This is a genomic window from Rhodoferax sp. GW822-FHT02D07 (genome assembly GCF_058802405.1).
On record NZ_JBXAOD010000001.1, the window covers coordinates 1 to 24,008 of the forward strand.

Consider the following 24,008-nt stretch of genomic DNA (forward strand, 5'->3'; position numbering starts at 1 on the left):
GGGTTGGCTTTAGACACGTTCGTTCGCTCCGGAGAAGTACCCCCCGTGATTACCATCGGGGGGTGTTGTCTGCGCCTGCGGCGCAGCGAGGCGGTGCTGCGCCCCGCTCTTCGCTGCGCCGTCTTGGTAGGCTGACCAAAGGTCAGAACCAACAGCGCAGCGTTTGCCGTACAAAGAACCGCGACCACCAGCGATGCACTGGATGCAGTTGATGTGGTGGCGGTTGTAGAGAACGGCGGCAGGTTCGCAGACTTGGGAGAGGGTGGAACCCAGCGCCGGAGACACTGGGGAAGCGGCCAAGCCACTCAGGGCCTTTTCGCCCGTCGCTGAGTTCCGTAATGTGGTTTGTTGCATGGCCGCTTAAACTTCGTTAATACTCAACGTGAGTACGAAGCGGATGCTACGAAATACACAACACGAGTACAAGCGAAAAGCGATAATTACTCATGTCGTGTAGCTTGTACACAACACGTGGAAAGGCCCTATATGCAAAACACAATGAATCTGCTTGACGATGCCTTGAAGGTCAAAGACATCGGCGAGTGGACGAAAGCGCTAAATCTTTCGGAAAAGGCCCTCTACAACGCAAAGTACAGAGGCCACCTAAGCCCTGCAATCGCTGGCGCAATTGCAGAAGACCTAGGTCAGGACAGCGACCAATGGATCGTCATCGCTGCACTTGAATCCGAACGCGACTCGGCGTGCAAAGAGCGCATGCTCAAGCGCCGAAAGAACATTAGTAATCTGTAATGACCGACCAGGAATTCATGGACCGTGCAGAAGCGCTGCTCAAGGCAGTGGAAGTCTGCTGCGACCGGATAAACGACGATTCGGACGCCGACATCGACAACCAGCGCGTGGGTGGCATGGTGACTTTGAGCTTTCCCAACCGCAGCCAGATCATCATCAACCTGCAAAAGCCGCTGCATGAAATCTGGATGGCGGCCAAATCGGGTGGCTACCACTACCGCTGGCTGGATGGGCAGTGGCAGGACACCAAGGGGCAGGGCGAGTTCTTTGCCGCACTGACTGCCAATGCCAGCCAGCAGGCAGGCATGGTGCTGCCGTTCAGCGCCTGATGCTCCCGGGCGTCATTGGCTGAACAAATCCAGAATCTTTTTCTTCTCCTCGGCTGCAGGAATAGGGATGGTAGTGGGCGCTTCACCTTCTGGCTTGTCGCCCATGCCCAAGGAGGACACGCCGGCGCCCTTGGCAAATTCATCGTAGTACCACTCGCCGCCTTGGTAGACCACGCCTTCGGGCGCTGAAAGCTCGGCCACCGGCACGCCCTTGAGCGCGGTTTCCATGAAGCTGATCCAGACTGGCAGACTCAGACCACCACCGGTTTCGCGGTCGCCCAGTTTGCGCGGGGTGTCATAACCAATCCAGGTCACCGCCGCCAGGGTGGGCTGGAAGCCAGCGAACCAAGCGTCCATGGAGTCGTTGGTGGTGCCGGTTTTGCCGTAAACGTCGGGGCGCTTGAGCGTTGCTTGCGCGCGTGCGGCGGTGCCCGAACGGGTGACTTCCTGCAACAGGCTGGTCATGATGAAAGCGTTGCGCGGCTCGATGGCCCGTTCCGTGTCAGACAGCACCGGGGGGGTTGATTCGACCAGCACCTTGCCGCGTTGCTCGCTGACCTTGGAGATCACCCAGGGATTGACGCGGTAGCCACCATTGGCAAATACGGCATAGCCCGTAGCCATTTGCATGGGTGTGACCGTCCCGGCGCCCAGGGCCATGGTCAGGTAGGCGGGGTGCTTCTCGGCCTCGAAGCCAAAGCGTGTGACCCATTGCTGGGCGTATTCGGTACCAATGGACTGCAGCACGCGGATGGAAATCATGTTCTTGGACTTGGCCAGGCCGCGTCGCAAGGTCATGGGGCCTTCAAAGGTGCCGTCGTAGTTCTTGGGCTCCCAGGGCTGGCCGCCCGTGACGCCGGCGCTGAAGAACAGCGGTGCGTCGTTGACCACGGTGGCTGGCGTGAAGCCTTTTTCCAGCGCCGCTGAATAAATGAAAGGTTTGAAGCTGGAGCCGGGCTGGCGCTGGGCTTGGACCACGTGGTTGAACTTGTTCTTGGCAAAGTCGAAGCCGCCCACCAGCGCCTTGATGGAGCCGTCGCGCGGGTCCAGCGCAACAAAGGCGCCTTCCACTTCGGGCAACTGGGTCATTTCCCAGCCGCCCTTGGCCGTTTTGGCCACGCGGATCACGGCGCCACGGCGTATCTTGATATTTGGGGGCGCCTTCTCGGACAGGCCGGATTGGGCGGGTTTGAGGCCGTCGCCGGTAATCTCCACCAACTCTGCGTTCTGGCGGATGGCTTTGATCAGCTTAGGGTTGGCTTCCAGCACCACGGCGGACATGACATCGCCGTTGTCGGGATGCTCGTCGAGCGCGTCGTCAATGGCGTCTTCGAGTTCCTGCGGGTTGGTGGGCAGGTTGAGGAATTTTTCAGGGCCGCGGTAGACCTGCCGGCGTTCGTAGTCCATGATGCCGCGGCGCAAGGCTTTGTAGGCGGCGATCTGGTCCTGGGTGCGCACGGTGGTCTGCACATTCAGGCCCCGGGTGTAGGTCTCCTCGCCATACTGGGCATAAACCAGCTGACGCACCATTTCTGCCACATATTCGGCGTGGATGGGGTTGGCAGCGGCGCCATGGCGGATTTTCAGCTCCTGGGCCTTGGCGGCCTCGGCCTGCTCTTCGGTGATGAAGTTGTTCTCCAGCATCCGGTCGATGATGTAGAGCTGGCGAGAGCGTGCGCGTTTGGGGTTGACGACGGGGTTGTAGGCTGAGGGGGCCTTGGGCAGGCCGGCCAGCATGGCAGCTTCGGCAATGGTGATGTCCTTGAGCGGTTTGCCGAAGTAGGTCTCGGAGGCGGCCGCGAACCCGTAGGCACGGTTGCCGAGGTAGATCTGGTTCATATAGATCTCGAGGATCTGGTCCTTGCTGAGGAAGTGCTCAAGTTTGAAGGTCAGCAGGATTTCATAGATCTTTCGAGTAAAGGTCTTCTCGGACGACAGGTAGACATTGCGGGCCACCTGCATGGTGATGGTCGACGCACCCTGGCTCTTGACCCGACCCACGTTGGCCAGACCCGCGCGCACCACGCCGACATAGTCGATGCCGCCGTGTTCGTAAAAACGGGCATCTTCCACTGCCAGGATGGCCTGGGTCATGACTTTGGGGATGTCCTTGATCGGAGTCAGGTTGCGCCGCTCCTCGCCAAACTCGCCGATCAAATCTCCGTCGGCGGAGAAAACGCGGAGTGGCAACTTGGGACGGTAGTCCGACAAATCAGATATGTCGGGCAGATTGGGAAACGCCATGGCCAAGGCCAAGGCGATCAATGCCAGCACGGAGACCAAGCCCGCCAATCCCAGCCCGACCAACCAGACAAGCAAGCGCAAGGCCCAATGCATGGGTTTGGTGGAGGCGGGAGATTCTGGTGTGGTGGCGGACATAAAGCGTGTGCGTAAGTGCGTGCCGGATTATAAAAATGGAGCACAGAGCTCTCCGGCACCCTGAGAATGGCGTTTCCCGAGCATAGCGGGCGCATGGGGTGGTCGTAGGCCGGGAAAGTTCCATGCGACTTACTTTGCGTAACAAAACGTCTGCTTTTGACAACGCTGCAATAAGTCGGAATGGCAAAAAACCTTTGCCGCTCAATGATCTTGCTGCTAGCATTGAAGTGATTTCTTAAGTTTTGCCGGCCTGCAGCTGGTTTCTTTCAGGGGACCGTTTTGATCTCATTGGGGTCGTTATTCAGTCGACAGCCTGCTCCCATGCTGGGGTTGGACATCAGTTCGTCCAGCGTCAAACTGGTGGAGCTTGGCCGTGATAAGGCGGGCAATCTGGTTTTGGAGCGCTGCGCCATAGAGCCTTTGGAGCGAGGCTGGATTTCCGATGGCAATATCGAGAAATTCGACGAAGTCGCCGAAGCGGTGCGTCGCTTGGTCAAGAAAAGCGGTACCAAGACCAAGCAGGTGGCCATGGCACTGCCTCCTTCGGCCGTGATTACCAAGAAGATCATCTTGCCTGGTGGCATGACCGATCAAGATCTGGAGCTGCAGGTCGAGTCAGAGGCCAATCAATACATTCCCTTTCCTTTGGACGAAGTGAGTCTGGACTTCTGTGTCATTGGCCCCAGTGCCTCTTCTGCTGGTGATATCGAAGTGCTGATCGCGGCCTCTCGCCGTGAAAAGGTCCAGGACGTGCAAGGCTTGGCAGAAGCTGCCGGATTGACGCCCGTGGTGGTCGATGTGGAGTCATACGCCTCACGTTTGGCTGCCGGACGGCTGATTGCCAACCTGCCCAATGAAGGCAGCGGATTGATCGTGGCCCTGTTTGAAATTGGCGCTCTGACCACCAGCATGCAGGTGATGCGTGACGAGGAAGTGCTCTATGACCGTGACCAGGCTTTTGGCGGCGCTCAATTGACCCAGCTCATCGTGCGCCAGTACGGCTTTTCCCAGGAAGAGGCCGAAAGCAAGAAGCGCAGCGGAGAGCTGCCCGAAGACTATGAGTCGGCGGTGCTCAAGCCATTTATTGACACCATGGTGCAGGAATTGGGCCGCGCGCTGCAGTTCTTCTTTACCAGCACGCCACACAACAAGGTGGACTACATCATGTTGGCAGGTGGTTCTGCTGCGCTGCCTGGACTCACCAATGCGGTGACGCAGCACACCAGTTTTCCTTGCAGCCTGCTCAATCCTTTTGACGGAATGGAAATTGGGGACGGAGTTCGCCTAAAACGCATGACGCGTGAAGCACCGTCGTACCTCACCTCGTGCGGGCTGGCTCTGCGGAGGTTTGCGCAGTGATCCTTATCAACCTACTGCCCCACCGCGAAGCGGCGCGCAAGCGACGCCGTGATGTCTTCAATGTTTCTCTGGGTGCCTCTGCACTATTGGGTGGATTGATTGCGGGTACCGTTTTCCTGTGGTATCAGGCGGCGATAACTTCACAGCAATCCAACAATTCATTGCTGGAAATTGAAATCAAGAAACTCGAGGCCCAGATCAAGGATATCGCGACCCTGGAATCCGAAATCGCGGCCTTGCGTGCACGCCAGCAGGCTGTGGAAGATCTTCAGTCTGATCGTAATTTGCCAGTTCATTTGCTGACAGAGCTAGTGAACCAATTGCCTGACGGTGTGTATGTGAACAAGGTCACGCAAGTTGACCAGTCGGTGACTTTGAATGGCGTAGCTCAGTCCAACGAGCGGGTTTCAGAGTTGTTGCGCAATCTTGCCAACAACACCCCTTGGTTTGCGAAGCCGGAACTGATAGAAATTGTTTCGGGTACCGTTGCAGTTTCGCCCAAGGATCAGAAGCGCGTGGGTAACTTTGTGATTAAAGTCCGTCTGGTGCGAGCCAGTGAAGCCGAAAAAATTGCAGCGCAAAAGGCTACCGCCACATCGGCGCCAGTGCAGCCTCCTGTCCCGGCAGCGTCCGCGCTTGTCAAACCATAAGTGGCGCGTATGGCAACAATCAAATCCCCTTCTATCGACTTCCAGGCATTGCAGGAGAAGCTGGCAAGTCAATTTCGCGATCTGGATCCCAAGGATCCGTCGTTGTGGCCCGCCATTCCTCAATATGCCCTATTTGCTTTTACCAGCTTGGCGATTTTGGTGGCGCTCTGGTTTATCTGGCTTAGCGGCTCAGAGGATTTGCTCAAACAAGAGCAAGAGAAGGAAATCGTTTTGCGGGAGGACTACAAAAAGAAACTCTCCAAGGCAGTCAACTTGGACGTTTTACGCAAGCAACGTGAGCAAGTACAGCAATATGTGACCCAATTGGAGAAGCAATTACCCAGCAAGGCGGAAATGGATGCTCTGCTGTCTGATATCAATCAGGCGGGTCTCGGGCGTAGTCTTCAGTTCGAATTGTTTCGCCCCGGACAGATCGCTGTCAAAGAATATTACGCAGAGTTGCCTATTACTTTGCGTGTCACTGGCCGCTACCACGATATTGGTGCGTTCGCTTCGGACGTTGCGCATCTCTCTCGTATTGTGACGTTGAACAATTTGACGGTGGCGCCGCGTGCAGACAACACACTCATATTGGATGCCACTGCCAAGACTTTCCGTTATCTGGACACAGAAGAGGTTGCCGCCCAGCGCAAGGCGACGGGAGCGAAGAAATGATAGCTACCCGTCCTCTCTTCCTGTTGCTTGCGGTCAGTGCTTTGCTGGCAGGTTGTGGTTCGTCCAGTGAAGATGAAATCCGGCAATGGATGGTGGATGAGCGCAACCAGACGCGCCCCAAGGTGGATGCTATTCCTGCGCCCAAGCAATTCGTCCCCCAACCCTATGACAATGTGGCCGCGATAGACCCTTTCAGCAATCAGAAGCTGACTCAAGCCCTGAAGCGGGATTCGGCCCAGACTGTATCCAACGCGGCCTTGGTGGCGCCAGAACTGTCGCGTCGCAAAGAGCCGCTTGAGGCCTTTCCCTTGGACTCCATGGCACTGGTGGGTAGCCTTATCAAGGCTGGTCAACCTGTGGCACTGGTTCGGGTGGACAACCTGCTCTACCAGGTCAAGGTGGGCAACTACCTTGGTGCAAATTTCGGTCGTGTGATGAAAATCAGCGAGACTGAAGTGACTCTGCGTGAAATTGTGCAGGATGCCGCTGGCGAGTGGATTGAACGCGCTGCAACCTTGGCGTTGCAAGAGGGGTCGAAATGATGATGCTTAAGTTAATGCGAGAACTTCGAATGTACAAAAGAGTTTGTGCGGCCTTTCTATTGTCCTTATCTGGGCTGGCGTTTGCACAACCGGCGATTGAGGCGGTGACGGGGTCGATGCAAGGTGGCGGCGAAGTGGTCAAGATTGACCTTTCTCAAGCCTTGACCTCTGTGCCAACGGGTTTTGCAATCCAATCCCCCGCACGCATTGCACTAGACTTTCCTGGCGTATCGAACGCTATGGGACGTTCCACAATCGATGTGAATCAGGGGAATTTGCGTTCTGTGAGTGTGGTACAAGCAGGAGAGCGAACACGTGTTGTTTTGAATCTGAAGCAGCCTGCTGCCTACAAAGCGGAGATTCAAGGCAAGTCCCTGCTGGTTGTACTGGCCCCAGTGGCTGCTACAGGCCCTACTACGGTGACCAATTTTGCGGAGAACCGCAATCGCGATAGCGCGCCGCTCAAGGATTTAGACTTCCGCAGGACTGCAGATGGTGCTGGCCGTATCGTTGTGTCCCTGCCAAACAACCAAGTAGGCGTTGATATCCGCCAACAAGGTCAGGCCTTGGTGGTTGATTTCATGAAGTCGACTTTGCCTGAGGGATTGCGTCGCAAGCTGGATGTCAGTGACTTTGGTACACCAGTTAAATCCGTTACCACCGTGCAGTCCGGTGATCGCGTGCGCATGACCATTGAGCCCCAAGGCCAGTGGGAGCACAGCGCTTATCAAAGCGATGATCAGTTTGTCGTGGAAGTCAAGGAGATCAAGGTTGATCCCAAGAAGCTGACCCAAGGCGTTGGCTACAACGGTCAGAAGCTGTCGCTGAATTTCCAGAACATTGAAGTGCGCAGCTTGCTGCAGGTGATTGCGGATTTCACCAATTTCAATATTGTGACTTCCGACTCCGTGTCGGGCTCTGTCACCCTGCGCTTGCAGGATGTGCCATGGGACCAAGCCTTGGACATTATTTTGCAAGCCAAGGGTTTGGGAATGCGCAAGACTGGCAATGTGCTCTGGGTTGCGCCTAAGGACGAGATTGCAGCTAAGGAAAAGCTGGATCTGGAGTCCGTCGTAGCTGTACAAAATCTGGAGCCCTTGCGGACCCAGGCCTTCCAGATCAATTACGGCAAAGCCTCTGATATCGCTGCTGGCTTGGTGGCAGCGGGTTCCGGCCCTGGCCAAGGCGTGACCCCTAGTCGCATTCTGAGCAGCCGCGGCAGCGTGATTTACGAAAATCGAACCAACCAGTTGTTTGTGACGGATATTCCAAGCAAGCTGGAGCAGGTGCAACAGTTGATTGCCAAGATTGACGTGGCGGTTCGCCAGGTTCTGATCGAAGCGCGTATCGTGGAAGCGTCGGACAGCTTTGGCAAGTCACTGGGTGTGAAGCTGGGCGGAGGCGGAACCGCGGCGGCATCTGGTGACAAGCCCGGTTTGGCTTTCGGATCCAGCTATGTTGTCGGCTCAGCTGCAACAACTTCCGGTAATTTTGTGAACTTACCTTCTACCGGGGCTTTGGGCTCTAATACGCCAGGCCAGTTTGCTGTATCGATCTTTGGTGCGGGTGCTGATCGTTTTCTGAACCTCGAAATTTCGGCGCTAGAAGCTGATGGTAAAGGCAAGGTGGTGTCCAGCCCCCGAGTAGTTACTGCCGACCAAATTAAGGCTTTGATTGAACAGGGAACTGAACTTCCCTATCAGGTGGCTTCCTCTAGCGGTGCTACTTCGATAGCGTTCCGCAAGGCCAATCTGAAACTAGAAGTACTGCCACAGATTACGCCTGAGGGTAACATCATCCTGACTCTGGACATTACTAAAGATACTGTGGGTCAATCGACACCGGCTGGATTTGCAATTGATACCAAGCATATTCAAACTCAAGTACTCGTAGAGAACGGTGGTACGGTGGTCATCGGTGGCATTTTCACCGAAGATCAGACTGACTCTGAGATCAAAGTGCCGTTCTTTGGTGACCTCCCTGGCTTGGGTGTGCTGTTCCGCAACCGCTCCAAGTCCACGACCAAGCGTGAAATGCTGGTGTTCATCACCCCCAAGGTGCTCTCTGACAAGGCGATTGCCCGCTAAATTGTTGCGGGGTGGGGTGGGTGTGTTTTGCAGTTGAGCATCAGTCTGGTGGGCTTGCCCGGATCGGGCAAGACCACGGTAGGGCGGCAGCTTGCACGCAGGCTACGCCTGCCATTTGTTGATTCAGACCATGCGATCGAGGCCCGTCTGGGTTGCTCTATCCGCGAGTTTTTCGACCGGGAAGGCGAAGCCAGATTCCGTGACATCGAGCAGGAAGTTCTGGACAGTCTGACGCAAGGGACTGTTTCTGTCATCTCCACGGGTGGTGGTGCGGTGTTGCGCCCCTTGAATCGCGAGCATTTGCGTGATCGCAGCCATGTGGTGTACCTAAAATCCACGCCCGAAGAGTTGTTCCGGCGTCTACGACACGATGTGAGTCGCCCACTCCTGCAAGTTGCCGATCCCCTCGCTCGCATGCGGGATCTCTTTTCCGTGCGTGACCCTCTGTATCGAGAAACAGCGCACTTTGTACTGGAAACAGGACGTCCCTCGGTGGCGACCTTGGTCAACATGGTGGTCATGCAGCTGGAGTTGTCGGGGCATTTGCCGGCGGCATAACCCGGGTGTCAAAGCGCCGCGAGTCAGGGGCAGCGGCCTCAGGCTCTAAACTCCGGGGATGACTACGCAAATTTTCTCTACTGTTTCCATTGATCTGGGGGAACGGAGCTACCCGATTCACATTGGCACCGGCCTGCTGGACCAGGGTGCCCACTATGCAGTCTTGCCCAAGGCCAGCCAAGCGGTAGTGGTCAGCAACACGACGGTATCCCCCCTGTACGCGGAGAAATTGATCAATGCCTTGCGGACCCAGTACAAGGCCGTGGAGTTGGTGGTTCTGCCGGATGGCGAGAGCCACAAGCATTGGCAGACGCTCAACCTGATTTTCGATGCCATGCTGGCCAAAGGTTGCGATCGCAAGACCGTGCTGTTTGCCTTGGGCGGTGGTGTCGTGGGCGACATGACTGGCTTTGCTGCTGCGAGCTACATGCGTGGGGTGCCCTTTGTGCAGGTCCCCACGACGCTGTTGTCGCAGGTGGATTCATCCGTGGGTGGCAAGACCGGCATCAATCACCCGCTGGGCAAGAACATGATCGGTGCGTTTTATCAGCCGCAGATGGTGGTGTGCGACATCGACAGTTTGAAGACCCTGCCCGCGCGCGAACTCAGCGCGGGGCTGGCGGAAGTCATCAAGTACGGACCGATCGCCGACCTCGCGTTTCTGCATTGGATCGAGAGTCATCTGGACGCTTTGCTGGCCCGTGACCCGCTGGCCCTCGCGTACGCCGTGCAGCGTAGTTGCGAAATCAAGACCTGGGTGGTGGGGCAGGACGAGCGTGAGGCGGGACTGCGTGCCATCCTGAACTTTGGCCATACCTTTGGCCACGCCATCGAGGCCGGCATGGGCTACGGTGAGTGGCTGCACGGTGAGGCCGTGGGCTGTGGCATGGTGATGGCGGCCCATCTCTCCAAGGATCTGGGGCTGGTAGATGTCGACTTCGTCGACCGTCTGACCCGTCTCATTGCCGCCGCAGGCCTGCCGGTGCGCGGTCCGCAACTGGATGCGAAGGACAACGCCGGGCGTTATCTGGAGCTCATGCGGCTGGACAAGAAATCGGAAGCGGGCGATATCCGCTTTGTGGTGATAGATGGCCCAGCCCGGGCGGCGGTGCGTGGTGCGCCGGATGCGGTGGTGCGCGCTGTCATTGACCGCTGCTGCGCCTGATTGCTATAAAGTTGATAGCTGCTTGCGCATATTCCATGGGGGCTAGTGCCTGTTTATGAGCGAAGAATTGCGGACATATGCTTGCGACCCTGCCCAGACGCGGGGACGCCGGTATGCACAGCCTGACGCGCCGACGCGCACGGCCTTCCAGCGGGACCGGGATCGCATCGTGCACTCCACGGCATTCCGTCGGCTGGTCTACAAGACGCAGGTCTTCATCAATCACGAGGGCGATCTGTTCCGTACGCGGTTGACCCACTCGCTGGAGGTGGCGCAGCTGGGGCGCTCCATGGCGCGTACTCTGGGCCTCAACGAAGACTTGGTGGAGACCATTGCCCTGGCGCATGACTTGGGCCACACCCCGTTCGGTCACGCGGGGCAGGACGCCTTGCACGACTGCATGGTGGCCCATGGCGGCTTTGAACACAACCTGCAGAGCCTGCGCGTGGTGGATTGGCTGGAAGAGCGTTACCCGCAGTTCAACGGACTCAATCTCAGCTTCGAGGCGCGCGAGGGCATTCTCAAGCACTGTTCGCGCGCCAATGCGGAGGCCATCGAGGCGCTGGAGCCGGCGTATGCCGATGGCGGCGGCGGTGTGGGGCAGCGCTTTCTGCACAAGACCCAGCCCAACCTCGAGGCCCAGCTCTGCAATCTGGCCGACGAGATCGCCTACAACGCGCACGACATTGATGATGGTGTGCGCTCCGGCCTGCTGCGTTTCGACCAGCTGCAGGATGTCCCACTGTTTGCAAGCTTCAGCGCCTCGGCGCTGCAGCAGCACCCGGAGCTGGGGCACATCCGCAATCAGAAACGGTGGCTGTACGAGTCCATTCGTCTCATGCTCTGCGCGCAGGTGTATGACCTGATGGACGCGACGCAGGCCGCCTTGGACACAGCTCGGCCTGCGTCCGTGGCCGACGTTCGTCAGCAGGGCAGGGGACTGGTTTGCTTCAGTGCGGACATGCGCGCGCAGTCGCAGGCGATGAAGACTTTCCTGTTTCGCCATCTGTACCGGCACCCGCAGGTTATGCAGACCATGGAGCAGGCCAAGCAGGTGATTGCCGACCTGTTTGTGGCTTATTGCAACAGCCCGGCGCACATGCAGAACGAAGCTACCGTGCCGGATGGCGTTGCCGGCAACCCCCAGGTGGTCAGTCTGGAGCGCCGGGTGGCGGACTACATTGCCGGCATGACCGATCGCTTTGCGCTGCGGGAGCACGAGCGCCTGACCGGTCGGCGCCTGTTTGCGGTTTGATGCAGGACTTGTGTATGGATACCGGAGCCTCGCCAGATTCCGGGGTGCCCTCTGATGCCCCCCAAGTGATTGCCGCCACACGGCTGTGGCTGGAGCGCGCGGTCATTGGCCTTAACCTCTGTCCTTTCGCCAAGGCGGTGCACGTCAAGGGGCAAATCCATTACGTGGTTTACGAGGGAGTTGACCCGGTCGAATGGCTGGTACAGCTCCGCCAGGAGCTGTTGGATCTTGCTGCCACCGATCCGCAGCTGCGCGACACGACCCTGCTGATGGCACCCCGCTGCCTGCCGGACTTTCTGGATTTCAACGACTTTTTGGACCGTGCGGACCGCGTATTGCGCAAAAGCAAGTTGGACGGCGTGTTGCAGATCGCCAGCTTTCATCCCCAGTTCCAGTTTGCCGATGCGCAGCCGGATGACATCGGCAACTACACCAACCGCGCGCCATTCCCGACGCTGCACCTTCTGCGCGAAGACAGTCTGGACCGTGCGGTGCAGGCCTTTCCCCAAGCCGAAAGCATTTTCGAGAAAAACATCGAAACCTTGCAGGCCCTCGGGCACAGCGGCTGGGATGCACTGGGCCTGTACGCCCCCAAGAAAACACCATGACCAAAAAATCCCGCCCCGCAACCCCAGCCAAATCAACCGCGCCAGCCGCGGCCCATCCCTTGGCTGACGAAGTGCGCCCTGGCCAGTCCTTGCGCCTGTTGCAGGAGCTGCACATCCTCACGCGCGAGGGCAAGCTCAACCAGGACTCGCGCCGCAAGCTCAAGCAGGTTTACCACCTCTACCAGTTCATCGAAAAGCTCATGCAGGAGTTGCCGCCCACCGCCGAGGGCGCACTGACGCTGGCAGACCACGGGGCCGGCAAGTCCTATCTGGGCTTCATCCTCTACGACCTGTTTTTCAAGAACCTGCCGGGTAGCCACCTCTATGGCATCGAGACCCGGGCCGAGCTGGTGCAGAAATCGCAGGCGCTGGCGAAAGAGCTGGGCTTTGAGCGCATGAGCTTTCTCAACACCAGCGTCGCTGAGTCCACCCAGTCCGCGGCCCTGCCCGCCAACTTTGACGTGGTAACCGCGCTGCACGCCTGTGACACGGCGACCGATGACGCCATCGCCTTCGGTCTGGAGAAGAAAGCGCGTGCCTTTGTGCTGGTGCCTTGCTGCCAGGCTGAGGTGGCGCGTCATCTGAGCCAGGGCAAGGCCCTGTCGCTGTCACGCACGCCATTGGCCGAGCTGTGGCGCCACCCGCTGCACACGCGGGAATTGGGCAGCCAGATTACCAACGTACTTCGCTGCCTGTATCTGGAAGCCCATGGTTACCAGGTCACGGTGACCGAGCTGGTGGGCTGGGAACATAGCATGAAAAATGAACTCATCCTGGCGCGCTACACGGGCCAGCGCAAGCGGGCTGCGGGCCAGCGCCTGCGGGTGATTCTGGAGGAGTTTGGGCTCTTAGCCCTGCTTGACACGCGGTTTACATTGCCGGACGACAATCGGCAGGACAACGCTTTGGCGGTCTGACCCGTTAAGGATGTTGGTGGCAAGCGCCACCGATGTGAAACAGGAGTTTGTATGCAGAAATTGATGAAACTGGTGGGCTCGGTGTCCGTGGTGCTGGCCTTGGCCGCTTGCGCCAGCAGCAGCCCCGACGTGATCCAGCGTGGCGATGCCCAGCGTTTGGCCCAGGTGCAAGACGGCGTGGTGCTGTCGGTGCGGAATGTGGTGGTGGACGGCAGCCAGTCTGGTATCGGCGCGGCTGTGGGTGGTGTAGTCGGTGCCATTGGCGGCTCGGCCGGCAGCGGTGTGCAGCGCGAAGCCCAGGTGCTGGGTGTGCTGGCCGGTGTGGCGGGTGCTGCAGCGGGCAATGCCATCGAGCGTTTCTCCACCAAGGAAGAAGCCATCGAAATCCTGGTCCAACTCAAGGGCGGCGACCGCCGTGCCATTGTCCAGGCCAAGGGCAGCGAACAACTGGCCGCCGGCGACCCGGTGATTCTGGTCACCACCGGTGGCAAGGTGCGCGTGACCAAGGCGCCCAAGTAAGTTGACCTGAGTCAATACCGGCCGGGAGCACCCGCTCCACAATGGAATCCAACGAGCGCATCGGGCGCTCGTTGTCTTTTGGGGTTCCATGCCATGCCGATCGAGCTGTACAGAGATGACCATCACTGCTGCGTGATGTTTACCGACCTGGTGTCGGACGAAGCGGAGGCGGTGCAGGCCAACCAGTTCCTCATCGTGGACCACGGTGCCGGCGTCATCCTCGATCCGGGCGGGAACATGACCTACAACGAGCTGAACCTGACCATGCGCAAGTACATTGCGCCCCAGGATCTGGACTACATCCTTGCTTCCCACGCCGACCCCGACATCATTGCCTCGCTGGACCGGTGGATGACGTCTTCCCAGGCCAAGCTGCTGATCTCCCAACTCTGGGCCCGCTTTGCGCCGCATTTCTGCAAGATCGGCAAGACCGAGGACCGCATCATCGCCATCCCCGACGAGGGCGGGCGCCTGCGCTACGGCAAGAGCGAACTCTGGCTGCTGCCCGCGCACTTCATGCACTCCGAGGGCAACTTCCAGTTCTACGATCCGGTCAGCAAGATACTGTTCTCCGGTGATCTGGGTGTCTCCCTCATCAGCGGCCAACAGGCGCAAGAGCCCATCACTTCGCTGACGCCCATGCCACCGGGCATGGAGGCCTTCCACCGCCGCTACATGGTCAGCAACAAGATTCTGCGGCTCTGGGTGCGCATGGTGCGGGAGCTTGATATCCGCATGGTCGTACCCCAGCACGGCGCGCCCTTGCAGGGGGAGGCCATTGGCCAGCTGTTCGATTGGCTGGAATCCCTGTCCTGCGGCATCGACCTCATGGGCGCCCCCCAGTACCAGCTTCCTGTCCAGCGGCTCTAAAGAGGGCGTTTAGGGCACACTAAGGCCATGGCACGTCTCCCCCGATTGACCCTGGCGGCGCATCCGCACCACGTGATACAGCGTGGCAACAACCGCCAGCCCATTTGCCTGGACACGGCGGACTTCCAGGTGCTCAAGGACGTGATCGCAGAGAGTGCCAGGCGCTACCAGGTGGCGGTGCACGCCTTTGTGCTGATGGACAACCACTTCCACCTGCTGGCTACGCCCCCCACCGACGATGCCCTGCCCAAGATGATGCAGGCCCTGGGCCGCAGCTATGTGCGCTACTTTAACGACCGGCACCAGCGCAGCGGCACCCTGTGGGAGGGGCGCTACCGTTCCACCCTGATCGATGCCGAACGCTACCTGTTGGCATGCATGGCCTATATCGACCTGAACCCGGTGCGTGCGGGGATGGTGCTGCAGGCGGCGGACTATCCTTGGTCCAGCTACGCCCATTACGCCGGCAGCCGGGCTGACAAGCTGCTCACGCCACATCCCCTGGTCTGGAATCTGGGCAACACCCCGTTCGCGCGCGAGGCCGCCTACGCCCAGATGGTGCAGGCCGGAATTGGCCAGACGCTGCAAGGTGCATTGACGGATGCAGTCTTGCGCGGCTGGGCCATGGGGGAGGGTGAGTTTCTGGACGCCCTGCAGAAAAAAACGCCGCGTCGCGTCCGCAAGGGACAACCAGGTCGTCCCCTCAGCCCTGCTGCTTCCGAATAAAAATTGGCTCTAACCACCGTCAAATAAGCGCAAGCAGCTATCAATTTTGATGTGTCCCCATTTAATTTCCGATTGTTTTGTTCAACAAATAATTATGATCTGACCCCATTTATTGTGCTTGGCACCTTTGTTGCATTGCAGTATTCTTCGCTTCCACTGCAATTTTCAGGAGTGCGCCATGACGACGGCAGCCGAAATCCAACACCTCAAAGACAACGGTCTGTATTCCAACGCCAATGAGCACGATGCCTGCGGCGTCGGCTTTGTGGCCCATATCCGTGGCGAGAAGAGCCACGACATCGTCAAGAACGCGCTCAAGATCCTCGAAAACCTGGACCACCGCGGTGCCGTGGGTGCCGACCCCCTGATGGGCGACGGCGCCGGCATCCTGATCCAGCTGCCCGACGCGCTGTACCGCGAGGAAATGGCGGCCCAGGGCGTCACCCTGCCGCCTTTGGGCGAGTACGGCGTGGGCATGATCTTCCTGCCCAAGGAGCACGCCTCCCGCCTGGCTTGTGAGCAGGAGATGGAACGTGCCATCAAGGCCGAAGGTCAGGTGCTGCTTGGCTGGCGCGATGTGCCGGTGAACCGCGACATGCCCATGTCGCCCACCGTGCGCGAAAAAGAGCCCATCCTGCGCCAGGTCTTCATCGGCCGTGGTGCCGACGTCATCATCCAGGACGCGCTGGAGCGCAAGCTGTATGTGATCCGCAAGACCGCCAGTGCAAACATCCAGGCCCTGGGCTTGAAGCACTCCAAAGAGTATTACGTGCCCAGCATGTCCAGTCGCACCGTGGTCTACAAGGGCCTGCTGCTGGCCGACCAGGTGGGTGTGTACTACCGCGACCTGGAAGACGCGCGCTGCGTGTCCGCCCTGGGTCTGGTGCACCAGCGCTTCTCCACCAACACATTCCCTGAGTGGCCGCTGGCCCACCCCTACCGCTATGTGGCGCACAACGGTGAAATCAACACCGTCAAAGGCAACTACAACTGGATGAAGGCGCGCGAAGGCGTGATGTCGTCGCCTGTGCTGGCAGCCGACCTGCAAAAGCTCTACCCCATCAGCTTTGCCGATCAGTCCGATACGGCCACCTTCGATAACTGCCTCGAGCTGTTGACCATGGCCGGCTACCCTATCAGCCAGGCCGTGATGATGATGATTCCCGAGCCCTGGGAACAGCACACCACCATGGACGAACGCCGCAAGGCCTTCTACGAATACCACGCCGCCATGATGGAACCCTGGGACGGCCCGGCCTCCATCGTGTTCACCGACGGTCGCCAGATCGGCGCCACCTTGGATCGCAACGGCCTGCGTCCCTCGCGCTACTGCATCACCGATGACGACTTGGTCATCATGGGCTCCGAGTCCGGCGTGCTGCCCGTGCCCGAAAACAAGATCGTGCGCAAATGGCGCCTGCAACCTGGCAAGATGTTCCTGATCGACTTGGAGCAGGGGCGCATGATCGACGACGAGGAGCTCAAGGCCAACCTCGCCAACAGCAAGCCCTACAAGCAATGGATCGAGAACCTGCGCATCAAGCTCGACGACGTCACGTTTGATGAGCGCCGCGCCGAGCCCGCCCTGTCGGCTGTGGTCGCCGGTGTGGAGCCCAAGCGCATCACCGACACCGTGAGCCTGCTGGACCGCCAACAGGCCTTTGGCTTCACCCAGGAAGACATCAAGTTCCTGATGGCCCCCATGGCCACCAATGGCGAAGAGGGCATTGGCTCCATGGGCAACGACAGCCCGCTGGCCGTGCTGTCTGACAAGAACAAGCCGCTATACAGCTACTTCAAGCAGTTGTTCGCGCAGGTGACCAACCCGCCCATCGACCCGATCCGCGAAGCCATCGTGATGTCGCTGGTGTCCTTCATCGGCCCCAAGCCCAACCTGCTGGACATCAACCAGGTCAACCCGCCCATGCGCCTCGAGGTGAGCCAACCGATCCTGGACTTCGCCGACATGGCCAAGGTGCGCGACATCGAGCAGCACACCCAGGGCAAGTTCCGCAGCTACACGCTGGACATCACCTACCCGCTGGCCTGGGGCCACGAGGGCGTGGAAGCCAAGCTGGCGTCGCTGTGCGCCGAAGCCGTGGACGCGATCAAGAGCGGCAAGAACATCCTCATCATCAGCGACCGCAGCATCAGCGCCACCCAGGTAGCCATCCCCGCGCTGCTGGCGCTCTCTGCAGTTCACCAGCACCTAGTGCGTGAAGGCCTGCGGACCACGGCCGGTCTGGTCGTGGAAACCGGTACTGCGCGTGAAGTGCATCACTTCGCAGTGCTGGCGGGTTACGGTGCCGAAGCCGTGCACCCCTACCTGGCGATGGAAACCCTCACCGACATCCACAAGGATCTGCCGGGCGACTTGAGCGCCGACAAGGCCATCTACAACTACATCAAGGCGATCGGCAAGGGCCTGTCCAAGATCATGTCCAAGATGGGCGTGAGCACCTACATGTCCTACTGCGGTGCCCAGCTGTTCGAAGCCATTGGCCTGAACAGCGAAACGATCGACAAGTACTTCACGCGTACCCCCAGCAAGGTGGAAGGCATTGGCGTGTTCGAGATCGCCGAAGAGTCCATCCGCATGCACCGCCTGGCCTTTGGCGACAGCCCCGTGCTGGCCAACGCGCTGGATGCTGGCGGCGAGTACGCCTGGCGCACCCGTGGCGAAGAGCACATGTGGACGCCTGACGCGATTGCCAAGCTGCAGCACAGCACGCGTGCCAACAACTGGAACACCTACAAGGAATACGCCCAGATCATCAACGACCAGAGCAAGCGCCACCTCACGCTGCGCGGCCTGTTCGAGTTCAGGATCGATCCGGCCAAGGCGATTTCCGTGGACGAAGTCGAACCCGCCAAGGAAATCGTCAAGCGGTTCGCCACTGGCGCCATGTCCCTGGGCTCCATCTCCACCGAGGCCCATGCCACCCTGGCTGTGGCCATGAACCGCATCGGCGGCAAGAGCAACACGGGTGAGGGCGGCGAGGACGCGGCCCGCTACCGCAACGAGCTCAAGGGCATCCCGATCAAGCAGGGCGACAGCCTCAAGAGTGTGATCGGTGCCGAGAACGTGGAAGTGGACCTGCCCCTGCAGGCCGGCGACTCGCTGCGCAGCCGCATCAAGCAGGTGGCTTCCGGCCGCTTTGGTGTGACCGCCGAGTACCTCTCCAGCGCCGACCAGATCCAGATCAAGATGGCCCAGGGCGCCAAGCCCGGCGAAGGCGGCCAGCTGCCTGGCGGCAAGGTGTCCGAGTACATCGGCAAGCTGCGCCACAGCGTGCCCGGCGTGGGCCTGATTTCGCCCCCGCCCCACCACGACATCTACTCCATCGAGGATTTGGCCCAGCTGATCCACGACCTGAAGAACGTGGCGCCGCACAGCGACATCTCGGTCAAGCTGGTCTCTGAAATCGGCGTTGGCACCATCGCCGCCGGCGTGGCCAAGTGCAAGGCCGACCATGTGGTGATCGCCGGCCATGACGGCGGTACCGGCGCCTCGCCCTGGTCCTCCATCAAGCACGCCGGCTCCCCTTGGGAAATCGGTCTGGCCGAAACCCAGCAGACTCTGGTGCTGAACCGCCTGCGCAGTCGCATCCGTGTGCAGGCCGACGGCCAGATGAAGACCGGCCGCGACGTCGCCATCGGCGCGCTGCTGGGCGCGGACGAATTCGGCTTCGCCACCGCACCGCTGGTGGTCGAGGGCTGCATCATGATGCGCAAGTGCCACCTCAACACCTGCCCCGTGGGCGTGGCCACGCAAGACCCCGAACTGCGTGCCAAGTTCTCCGGCAAGCCCGAGCACGTGGTCAACTACTTCTTCTTCATCGCAGAAGAAGTGCGCCAGATCATGGCCCAGCTGGGCATCCGCAAGTTCGACGACCTGATCGGCCGTGCCGACCTGCTCGATACCCGCAAGGGCATCGCCCACTGGAAGGCCCAGGGCTTGGACTTCGGCCGCCTGTTTGCGCAGCCGCAAGTGCCGGCCGATGTGCCCCGCTTCCAGGTGCTCACACAAGAGCACGGTCTGGAAAAGGCTTTGGACAACGTGCTCATTGCCAAGAGCCGTGCGGCGATCGACAAGGGCGAGCGCGTGCAGTTCATGGAAGTGGCCCGCAACGTGAACCGCTCCGTGGGCGCCATGCTCTCAGGTGCGGTGACCAAGGTTCATCCCGAGGGCTTGCCGGATGACACCATCCGCATCCAGCTCGAAGGCACGGGTGGCCAGTCCTTCGGCGCCTTCCTGACCCGCGGTATCACGCTTTACCTGATTGGTGATGCCAACGACTACACCGGCAAGGGCCTGTCCGGCGGCCGCGTGGTGGTGCGCCCCAGCATCGACTTCCGTGGCGACGCGATTCGCAACACCATCGTGGGCAACACCGTGATGTACGGCGCCACCACGGGTGAAGCCTTCTTCAGTGGCGTGGCTGGCGAACGTTTCGCCGTGCGCCTCTCCGGCGCCACTGCGGTGGTGGAAGGTACGGGTGACCACGGTTGCGAATACATGACTGGCGGCACCGTGGCTGTGCTGGGCAAGACCGGCCGCAACTTCGCCGCCGGCATGAGCGGTGGCCTGGCCTATGTGTACGACGAGGACGGTCAGTTCGCCAAGCGCTGCAACACCGCCATGGTGAGCCTGGAGAAGGTGCTGACCAGTGCCGAACAGGAGGCCACGATGGACAAGGCCATCTGGCACCGTGGCGAAAGCGACGAAGTCCAGCTCAAGAAGCTGCTGGAGGACCACAACCGTTGGACTGGCAGCAAGCGCGCACGTGAACTGCTGGACAACTGGGAAGTTTCCCGCGCCAAGTTCGTCAAGGTGTTCCCCAACGAGTACAAGCGTGCCCTGGGTGAGATCAATGCAAAGAAAGAGGCTCAAACCGCCGTCAAGACTGCGCAAGCAGCTACTAAAAAAGCAGCAGCTCCCGCCAAGTAAGACCGTTTGAACCAAGCAAGAAGGATAGACATCATGGGAAAAGTCACTGGCTTCATGGAGTACCAGCGCATCGAGGAGGGCTACAAGCCCGTTGCCGAGCGTCTGAAGCATTACAAAGAGTTCGTGGTGGGCCTGGACGATGCGCAGGCCAACAAGCAGGCTGCGCGCTGCATGGACTGCGGCACTCCGTTCTGCAACAACGGCTGCCCGGTCAACAACATCATCCCGGACTTCAACGACCTCGTGTTCCGCAAGGACTGGAAGGCTGCGATTGAGACGCTGCACAGCACCAACAACTTCCCCGAGTTCACCGGCCGCATCTGCCCCGCGCCTTGCGAGGCCGCCTGTACGCTCAACGTGAACGATGACGCGGTGGGCATCAAGTCCATCGAGCACGCCATCATCGACCGCGCCTGGGCCGAAGGCTGGGTGCAAGCCCAACCGGCCAAGATCAAGACCGGCAAGACCGTGGCCGTGGTTGGCTCCGGCCCCGCCGGCATGGCCGCTGCCCAGCAGCTGGCGCGCGCCGGCCACAGCGTCACACTGTTCGAAAAGAACGACCGTATTGGCGGCCTGCTGCGCTACGGCATCCCCGACTTCAAGATGGAGAAGTCCCATATCGACCGCCGTGCCGAACAATTGGTGGCCGAGGGCGTGACCATCCGCACCAGCGTGCTGGTGGGTGAAATGCCCAAGGGCTCCAAAGTCACCAATTGGGCCAAGGAAACCATTTCTGCAGACCAGCTCAAGAAAGACTTTGACGCTGTGCTGCTGACTGGGGGCTCCGAACAGTCGCGCGACCTGCCTGTGCCCGGCCGCGACCTGGACGGCATCCACTTCGCCATGGAATTCCTGCCCCAGCAGAACAAGGTCAACGCGGGCGACAAGCTCAAGAACCAATTGCGCGCCGATGGCAAACACGTCATCGTCATCGGCGGTGGCGACACCGGCTCTGATTGCGTGGGCACCAGCAACCGCCATGGCGCCGTCAGCGTGACCCAGTTCGAGGTGATGCCCCAGCCACCCGAAGAGGAAAACCGCCCCCTGACATGGCCCTACTGGCCGCTCAAGCTGCGCACCAGCTCCAGCCACGAAGAAGGCTGCGAACGCGTGTTCTCCATTTCCACCAAGGAGTTCATTGGTGAAAAAGGCAAGGTCACCGGCCTGAAGACCGTGCAGGTCGAGTTCAAGGACGGCAAACTGGTCGACGTGCCCGGTACCGAAAAAGTCCTGAAGGCCGACCTGGTGCTGTTGGCTATGGGCTTTGTGAACCCCGTGGCAACCATTCTGGACGTGTTTGGCGTGGACAAGGACGCCCGTGGTAATGCCAAGGCAAGTACCGAGTTCATCGGCGGTTACGCTACCAACGTGCCCAAGGTGTTTGCCGCCGGCGACATGCGCCGTGGCCAGTCTCTGGTGGTGTGGGCGATCCGCGAAGGCCGCCAGGCTGCCCGTGCAGTGGACGAGTTTCTGATGGGCTTTAGCGATCTGCCGCGCTGATTCCGGGTAATCCCTTATGATGCCAAGGCCGGGTAAACCCCGGCCTTGTTACTTGTATGGCCGAACACGTTTCTGACCCCCTCGTTGAACTGAAAGACATTTCGTTTGGATACGGCGACCGCCTGATCCTGGACGGTGTCAGCCTGACCATTCCGCGTGGCAAGGTGACCGCGCTCATGGGCGCGTCGGGCGGCGGCAAGACCACCGTGCTGCGGCTCATCAGTGGCCAGCATCGCGTGCAAAAGGGCCAGGTGCTGCTGCATGGCGAACGCCATGGGCAGGATGTGCAGGATATGGGCCTGGCCAACGCGCAGCAGCTTTACGCTGCACGGCGCCGCATGGGCATGCTGTTCCAGTTTGGCGCCTTGTTTACGGATTTGAGCGTGTTCGACAATGTGGCCTTTCCATTGCGCGAGCACACCAGCCTGTCTGCCGCCCTGGTGCGTGATGTCGTGCTGATGAAGCTCAATGCCGTGGGTTTGCGCGGTGCGCGGGACCTCATGCCCTCCGAGATTTCTGGCGGCATGGCGCGCCGGGTGGCGTTGGCCCGCGCCATCGCGCTGGATCCGGAACTGGTCATGTACGACGAACCCTTTGCCGGCCTGGACCCGATTTCGCTGGGTACAGCGGCGCGTCTGATTCGCCAGCTCAATGACACCATGGGCCTGACCAGTGTGATCGTCTCGCACGACCTCGAAGAAACTTTCCACATCGCCGATCAGGTCATCGTCCTGGCCAACGGCAAGATTGCGGCCCAGGGCACGCCCGATGAGGTGCGCCACAGTGTGGATCCGCTGGTGCACCAGTTTGTGCACGCCGAGGTCGAAGGCCCGGTACGGTTCCACTATCCCGCACCGGATGTGGACACCGACTTTTCCGTGGGAGCTGGTCGATGAGCTGGTACCGTCCTACGGACACGGGTTTTGCCGTGCGTTCCAAACTGGCTGATTTGGGCTATGGCGCGCGCCTGTTCCTGCGCCTGCTCGCCAGCCTGCCCGCTGCACTGCGCCGCTTTGGCCTGGTGCGCGACCAGATCCATTTCATGGGCAATTACTCGCTGGCCATCATTGCGGTGTCCGGCATTTTTGTGGGCTTTGTGATGGGCCTGCAGTACTACTACGGCCTGCAGCGCTTTGGCGCGGCGGACTCGGTGGGCATGCTGATCAGCCTGAGCCTGGTGCGAGAATTCGGCCCGGTGCTCACGGCCCTCTTGTTTGCGGGCCGGGCCGGTACCTCGCTGACGGCCGAGATTGGTTTGATGAAGGCGGGCGAGCAGCTCAGCGCCATGGAGATGATGGCGGTGGACCCGGTGACCCGCATTCTGGCGCCGCGCTTTTGGGGCGCCGTGATCGCCATGCCCTTGCTGGCGGCGGTGTTTAGCGCGGTGGGCGTGCTGGGTGGCTGGGTGGTCAGCGTGGTGATGATCGGGATTGACCCCGGCGCCTTCTGGGGCCAGATGCAAAGCAATGTGGACGTCTGGGCCGATGTGGGCAACGGCGTGATCAAGAGTGTGGTGTTCGGTTTTACCGTGAGCTTCATTGCCCTGCTGCAAGGCTATGAGGCCCAGCCCACGCCCGAAGGCGTGGCCCACGCGACCACGCGTACGGTGGTGGTGGCCTCGCTCACGGTGCTGGGGCTGGACTTTGTCCTGACCGCCATGATGTTCAGTATTTAGGGGAACGCGATGCAACGCTCCAACAAAGATGTGTGGGTGGGTCTGTTTGTCATGCTGGGTGCAGCGGCCATTCTGTTTCTGGCCCTGCAGTCGGCCAATCTGCTTTCGCTCAATTTCGAGCGCGGCTATCCGGTCACGGCCAAGTTCGACAACATTGGTGGTCTCAAGCCCAAGGCCGCCGTCAAGAGCGCTGGCGTCGTGGTGGGCCGTGTGGAGGCGATCACCTTTGACGACAAGAGCTTCCAGGCCAAGGTGATGATGTCCATGGACAAGCGCTTTGCCTTCCCCAAGGACAGTTCCCTCAAGATCCTCACCAGCGGCCTGCTGGGCGAGCAATACATCGGCATCGAAGCCGGCGCCGACTCGGCCAATCTGGTGGCGGGCGACAGCATCAGCACCACCCAGTCGGCCGTGGTGCTGGAGAACCTGATCAGCCAGTTCCTCTACAGCAAGGCGGCTGACGGCCCGTCCACCGCGAAAGAGGGCAAGTAAG

21 protein-coding genes are annotated in these 24,008 nt (G+C 60.0%); 20 read left to right on the plus strand and 1 reads right to left on the minus strand.

The genetic code is table 11. The features are described from left to right. The first annotated feature begins 498 nt into the window (after window positions 1-498). Together AC1RNN_RS00005 and cyaY are read left to right on the plus strand one after the other, a co-directional pair. Window positions 499-750: a hypothetical protein gene (locus AC1RNN_RS00005; protein ID WP_493087051.1), complete on the plus strand. Its 252-nt coding sequence runs from the start codon at window positions 499-501 to the stop codon at window positions 748-750. After that, on the plus strand, window positions 750-1,079 hold the full coding sequence (gene cyaY / locus AC1RNN_RS00010; RefSeq protein ID WP_493087050.1) for an iron donor protein CyaY: 330 nt from the start codon (window positions 750-752) through the stop codon (window positions 1,077-1,079). The genes AC1RNN_RS00005 and cyaY overlap by 1 nt, the downstream gene beginning before the upstream one ends. Before the next feature lie 12 nt (window positions 1,080-1,091). Here the strand turns inward: cyaY and AC1RNN_RS00015 are convergent, their stop codons facing one another. Continuing rightward, a complete protein-coding gene (locus AC1RNN_RS00015; protein ID WP_493087049.1) occupies window positions 1,092-3,458 on the minus strand; it encodes a penicillin-binding protein 1A in 2,367 nt (788 codons plus the stop codon). A gap of 279 nt (window positions 3,459-3,737) precedes the next feature. On the opposite strand from AC1RNN_RS00015, the gene AC1RNN_RS00020 reads away from it, so the two are divergent. The 18 genes from AC1RNN_RS00020 to mlaD all read left to right on the plus strand — a co-directional run bounded on the left by AC1RNN_RS00020 (window position 3,738) and on the right by mlaD (window position 24,007). Next, window positions 3,738-4,817: a pilus assembly protein PilM gene (locus tag AC1RNN_RS00020; RefSeq protein ID WP_493087048.1), complete on the plus strand. Its 1,080-nt coding sequence runs from the start codon at window positions 3,738-3,740 to the stop codon at window positions 4,815-4,817. Next, entirely contained in the window at window positions 4,814-5,467 is a 654-nt protein-coding gene (locus AC1RNN_RS00025; RefSeq protein ID WP_493087047.1) for a PilN domain-containing protein, read from the plus strand. Before AC1RNN_RS00020 ends, AC1RNN_RS00025 begins: the two co-directional genes overlap by 4 nt. A gap of 9 nt (window positions 5,468-5,476) precedes the next feature. Further along, window positions 5,477-6,142, plus strand: a complete 666-nt coding sequence (locus tag AC1RNN_RS00030) for a type IV pilus inner membrane component PilO (protein ID WP_493087045.1) — start codon at window positions 5,477-5,479, stop codon at window positions 6,140-6,142. After that, window positions 6,139-6,684: a pilus assembly protein PilP gene (locus tag AC1RNN_RS00035; protein WP_493087043.1), complete on the plus strand. Its 546-nt coding sequence runs from the start codon at window positions 6,139-6,141 to the stop codon at window positions 6,682-6,684. Before AC1RNN_RS00030 ends, AC1RNN_RS00035 begins: the two co-directional genes overlap by 4 nt. A 29-nt stretch (window positions 6,685-6,713) precedes the next feature. Beyond that, window positions 6,714-8,771, plus strand: a complete 2,058-nt coding sequence (locus tag AC1RNN_RS00040; protein ID WP_493087041.1) for a type IV pilus secretin PilQ — start codon at window positions 6,714-6,716, stop codon at window positions 8,769-8,771. Between the two features lie 33 nt (window positions 8,772-8,804). Beyond that, window positions 8,805-9,329, plus strand: a complete 525-nt coding sequence (locus AC1RNN_RS00045) for a shikimate kinase (RefSeq protein WP_493087100.1) — start codon at window positions 8,805-8,807, stop codon at window positions 9,327-9,329. A gap of 58 nt (window positions 9,330-9,387) precedes the next feature. After that, complete coding sequence (aroB, locus tag AC1RNN_RS00050) at window positions 9,388-10,494, plus strand: 3-dehydroquinate synthase (protein WP_493087040.1); 1,107 nt, start codon at window positions 9,388-9,390, stop codon at window positions 10,492-10,494. Window positions 10,495-10,549: 55 nt separating this feature from the next. Continuing rightward, window positions 10,550-11,749, plus strand: coding sequence for a deoxyguanosinetriphosphate triphosphohydrolase (locus AC1RNN_RS00055; protein WP_493087039.1), 1,200 nt, complete (start codon window positions 10,550-10,552; stop codon window positions 11,747-11,749). Between the two features lie 14 nt (window positions 11,750-11,763). Beyond that, the gene (locus tag AC1RNN_RS00060) at window positions 11,764-12,357 is read left to right on the plus strand and encodes a DUF1415 domain-containing protein (RefSeq protein WP_493087037.1); all 594 of its coding nucleotides are present in this window, start codon (window positions 11,764-11,766) and stop codon (window positions 12,355-12,357) included. Beyond that, entirely contained in the window at window positions 12,354-13,274 is a 921-nt protein-coding gene (locus tag AC1RNN_RS00065; protein WP_493087035.1) for a class I SAM-dependent methyltransferase, read from the plus strand. Before AC1RNN_RS00060 ends, AC1RNN_RS00065 begins: the two co-directional genes overlap by 4 nt. 51 nt (window positions 13,275-13,325) lie before the next feature. After that, on the plus strand, window positions 13,326-13,793 hold the full coding sequence (locus AC1RNN_RS00070; RefSeq protein WP_493087034.1) for a glycine zipper 2TM domain-containing protein: 468 nt from the start codon (window positions 13,326-13,328) through the stop codon (window positions 13,791-13,793). Between the two features lie 93 nt (window positions 13,794-13,886). Next, window positions 13,887-14,663, plus strand: a complete 777-nt coding sequence (locus AC1RNN_RS00075) for an oxygen-binding di-iron domain-containing protein (protein ID WP_493087032.1) — start codon at window positions 13,887-13,889, stop codon at window positions 14,661-14,663. A gap of 27 nt (window positions 14,664-14,690) precedes the next feature. Continuing rightward, window positions 14,691-15,389, plus strand: coding sequence for an REP-associated tyrosine transposase (locus AC1RNN_RS00080; RefSeq protein ID WP_493087030.1), 699 nt, complete (start codon window positions 14,691-14,693; stop codon window positions 15,387-15,389). A 178-nt stretch (window positions 15,390-15,567) separates the two neighbouring features. Further along, window positions 15,568-20,340, plus strand: coding sequence for a glutamate synthase-related protein (locus AC1RNN_RS00085; protein ID WP_493087028.1), 4,773 nt, complete (start codon window positions 15,568-15,570; stop codon window positions 20,338-20,340). A 33-nt stretch (window positions 20,341-20,373) separates the two neighbouring features. Then, a complete protein-coding gene (locus AC1RNN_RS00090) occupies window positions 20,374-21,840 on the plus strand; it encodes a glutamate synthase subunit beta (protein ID WP_493087026.1) in 1,467 nt (488 codons plus the stop codon). Window positions 21,841-21,896: 56 nt separating this feature from the next. Further along, on the plus strand, window positions 21,897-22,736 hold the full coding sequence (locus AC1RNN_RS00095; RefSeq protein ID WP_493087025.1) for an ABC transporter ATP-binding protein: 840 nt from the start codon (window positions 21,897-21,899) through the stop codon (window positions 22,734-22,736). After that, entirely contained in the window at window positions 22,733-23,515 is a 783-nt protein-coding gene (mlaE, locus tag AC1RNN_RS00100) for a lipid asymmetry maintenance ABC transporter permease subunit MlaE (protein ID WP_493087023.1), read from the plus strand. The genes AC1RNN_RS00095 and mlaE overlap by 4 nt, the downstream gene beginning before the upstream one ends. Window positions 23,516-23,524: 9 nt before the next feature. Further along, window positions 23,525-24,007, plus strand: coding sequence for an outer membrane lipid asymmetry maintenance protein MlaD (mlaD, locus tag AC1RNN_RS00105; protein WP_493087021.1), 483 nt, complete (start codon window positions 23,525-23,527; stop codon window positions 24,005-24,007). Window position 24,008 lies beyond the last annotated feature (1 nt).

Excerpts from the sequence above, each read along its gene's own strand:
- AC1RNN_RS00005 (WP_493087051.1), top strand. The coding sequence starts at position 499 with ATGAATCTGCTTGACGATGCCTTGAAGGTCAAAGACATCGGCGAGTGG.
- cyaY (WP_493087050.1), top strand. The coding sequence starts at position 750 with ATGACCGACCAGGAATTCATGGACCGTGCAGAAGCGCTGCTCAAGGCA.
- AC1RNN_RS00015 (WP_493087049.1), bottom strand. The coding sequence starts at position 3,458 with ATGTCCGCCACCACACCAGAATCTCCCGCCTCCACCAAACCCATGCAT.
- AC1RNN_RS00030 (WP_493087045.1), top strand. The coding sequence starts at position 5,477 with ATGGCAACAATCAAATCCCCTTCTATCGACTTCCAGGCATTGCAGGAG.
- AC1RNN_RS00035 (WP_493087043.1), top strand. The coding sequence starts at position 6,139 with ATGATAGCTACCCGTCCTCTCTTCCTGTTGCTTGCGGTCAGTGCTTTG.
- AC1RNN_RS00040 (WP_493087041.1), top strand. The coding sequence starts at position 6,714 with ATGTACAAAAGAGTTTGTGCGGCCTTTCTATTGTCCTTATCTGGGCTG.
- aroB (WP_493087040.1), top strand. The coding sequence starts at position 9,388 with ATGACTACGCAAATTTTCTCTACTGTTTCCATTGATCTGGGGGAACGG.
- AC1RNN_RS00055 (WP_493087039.1), top strand. The coding sequence starts at position 10,550 with ATGAGCGAAGAATTGCGGACATATGCTTGCGACCCTGCCCAGACGCGG.
- AC1RNN_RS00060 (WP_493087037.1), top strand. The coding sequence starts at position 11,764 with ATGGATACCGGAGCCTCGCCAGATTCCGGGGTGCCCTCTGATGCCCCC.
- AC1RNN_RS00065 (WP_493087035.1), top strand. The coding sequence starts at position 12,354 with ATGACCAAAAAATCCCGCCCCGCAACCCCAGCCAAATCAACCGCGCCA.
- AC1RNN_RS00070 (WP_493087034.1), top strand. The coding sequence starts at position 13,326 with ATGCAGAAATTGATGAAACTGGTGGGCTCGGTGTCCGTGGTGCTGGCC.
- AC1RNN_RS00075 (WP_493087032.1), top strand. The coding sequence starts at position 13,887 with ATGCCGATCGAGCTGTACAGAGATGACCATCACTGCTGCGTGATGTTT.
- AC1RNN_RS00080 (WP_493087030.1), top strand. The coding sequence starts at position 14,691 with ATGGCACGTCTCCCCCGATTGACCCTGGCGGCGCATCCGCACCACGTG.
- AC1RNN_RS00085 (WP_493087028.1), top strand. The coding sequence starts at position 15,568 with ATGACGACGGCAGCCGAAATCCAACACCTCAAAGACAACGGTCTGTAT.
- AC1RNN_RS00090 (WP_493087026.1), top strand. The coding sequence starts at position 20,374 with ATGGGAAAAGTCACTGGCTTCATGGAGTACCAGCGCATCGAGGAGGGC.
- AC1RNN_RS00095 (WP_493087025.1), top strand. The coding sequence starts at position 21,897 with ATGGCCGAACACGTTTCTGACCCCCTCGTTGAACTGAAAGACATTTCG.
- mlaE (WP_493087023.1), top strand. The coding sequence starts at position 22,733 with ATGAGCTGGTACCGTCCTACGGACACGGGTTTTGCCGTGCGTTCCAAA.
- mlaD (WP_493087021.1), top strand. The coding sequence starts at position 23,525 with ATGCAACGCTCCAACAAAGATGTGTGGGTGGGTCTGTTTGTCATGCTG.